The sequence below is a fragment of the Achromobacter insolitus genome (assembly GCF_002209555.1).
Lineage (GTDB): Bacteria > Pseudomonadota > Gammaproteobacteria > Burkholderiales > Burkholderiaceae_B > Achromobacter > Achromobacter insolitus.
Genome location: NZ_NJIF01000021.1, coordinates 1 through 1,886, shown reverse-complemented (window position 1 = coordinate 1,886; position 1,886 = coordinate 1). Strand labels below are relative to the sequence as shown.

General features: G+C 69.4%; 1 protein-coding gene. It reads left to right on the top strand.

Annotated elements, in window-relative coordinates:
- A partial coding sequence (locus CEY08_RS29705) for an autotransporter-associated beta strand repeat-containing protein (RefSeq protein WP_170946346.1) occupies positions 1-1,886 on the top strand: 1,886 nt, incomplete at both ends.

The window sequence follows — 1,886 nt, the reverse complement described above, 5'->3', positions numbered from 1 at the left end:
GCAGGGGCGTTGGACCTGACCGGCAATCACGCGGGCTACACCGGCAAGACCACGGTGTCGGAAGGCAAGCTGGTGGTGCAGGGTGTGTTGAGCGGCCTGGCCGACGTGGCTGGGGGCGTGTTGCAGTTCGGCAATGGCGTGGCGGGCGCGGCCAGCAGCCTGGGCGGCAATCTGCGAGTGGCGGGCGGCAGCGCGCTGTCGGTGCAAGGCCCTGCGACCTTGGCGGTGGCGGGCGACATTGGCCTGGCCGATCACGCGGTGCTGGATATCGCCGCGGGCGCGGGCGGGCCGTCCATCACGGCCGACACCATCACGCTGGGCGATGGCGTGGCGTTCAGGCTGAGCGGAATCTCCAGCGCGAGCCAACTGGACAAGGTATTGATCGATACTCGCTCGGGTATCGGCGGCGAGTTCGGCTCGGTGAGCGTGGGCGGCTTTACGGGCGCGGTGGACTATCTGAACGTCAACACGCGCAAGTCGGCGGACAACCGGCAGTACCTTGCGACCTATGGCCTGACCTGGGCGGCCGGCAACAATCTTAGCCATGGCACCTTCACGCTGGCCAACGCCACGGACCGTTTCGTGGTGAGCGCGCCGCTGGTCGATCAGGCGGCCAACGCCGCGACGGGTTGGGACGGCCGGACGCTGACCAAGGCTGGCGCCGGCACGCTGGTGCTGGCTGGCAACAATAGCTACACCGGAGGCACGCAGCTCGCTGGCGGCACGCTGCAAGTCGATCGGGACGCGAACCTGGGCGCGGCTGCGGGTGGCCTGACGTTCAGCGGCGGCACGCTGGCGACCACCGGCTCCTTCGACACCTCGCGCGCCATTACGCTCATGCAGGCGGGCCGTTTCGACGTGGCTACAGGCACGTCGCTGGGCTTGGCGGGGGTTGTCGCCGGCAATGGCGGCCTGGTCAAACAGGGCGGGGGCACTCTCGTCCTGCGCGGCAGCAATAGCCATGACGGCGGCACGACGATCGAGGCAGGCACCCTGCAGATCGATCGCGATGCGAACCTGGGCGATGTCATAGGCGGCCTGGCATTCCATGGCGGTGCGCTGGCCACGACGGGATCCTTTGCTTCCTCGCGCGCCGTAACGCTTGCGCAAACGGGTCGCTTCGACGTCGCAGCTTCGACCACGCTGGGCGTGAACGGCGCGGTGTCGGGAGCAGGCGGTCTCGTCAAGAGCGGCGGCGGCGCGATGGTCTTGAACGGCAGCAACAGCTACATCGGCGGCACGACGATTGCCGACGGCATCCTGCGTATCGGCCGTGACGCGAACCTGGGCGCCGCCGCAGGCGGCCTGACGTTCAACGGCGGCACGCTGGCCACTACCGGCACGTTCGACATCTCGCGTGCCGTGACGCTGGCGCAAACGGGCCGCGTCGACGTGGCTGCCGGCACGACGCTGGGCTTGTCCGGCCTGGTGTCGGGAGGCGGCTCGCTCGTCAAGGCCGGGGCCGGCACGCTGGTGCTGGACGGCATCAATGTCTATGGCGGCGGCACCCGCATCGATGGCGGCACGTTGCAGATCGCACGCGACGAGAGCCTGGGCCATGTGACGGGCGCGCTGGTGTTCGGCGGTGGCGCGCTGGCCACCACGGACTCCTTTACGACGTCACGCGCGATTACGCTGGCGCAGGCGGGCCGCGTGGATGTGGCGGCGGGGACGACGCTGGGCCTGGCGGGCGGCGTGTCCGGCAGCGGCGACCTCGTCAAGGTCGGCACGGGCACGCTGCGCCTGAGCAATGCAGGCAATGCCTATGGCAATACCAGGATCCAGTCGGGCACGCTGATCGGCAACGCGGGGTCCGTCCGCGGCAACGTCGATAACGGCGGCATGCTGGTGTTCGAGCAGGCGACTGACGGGACGTTCGCCGGCGC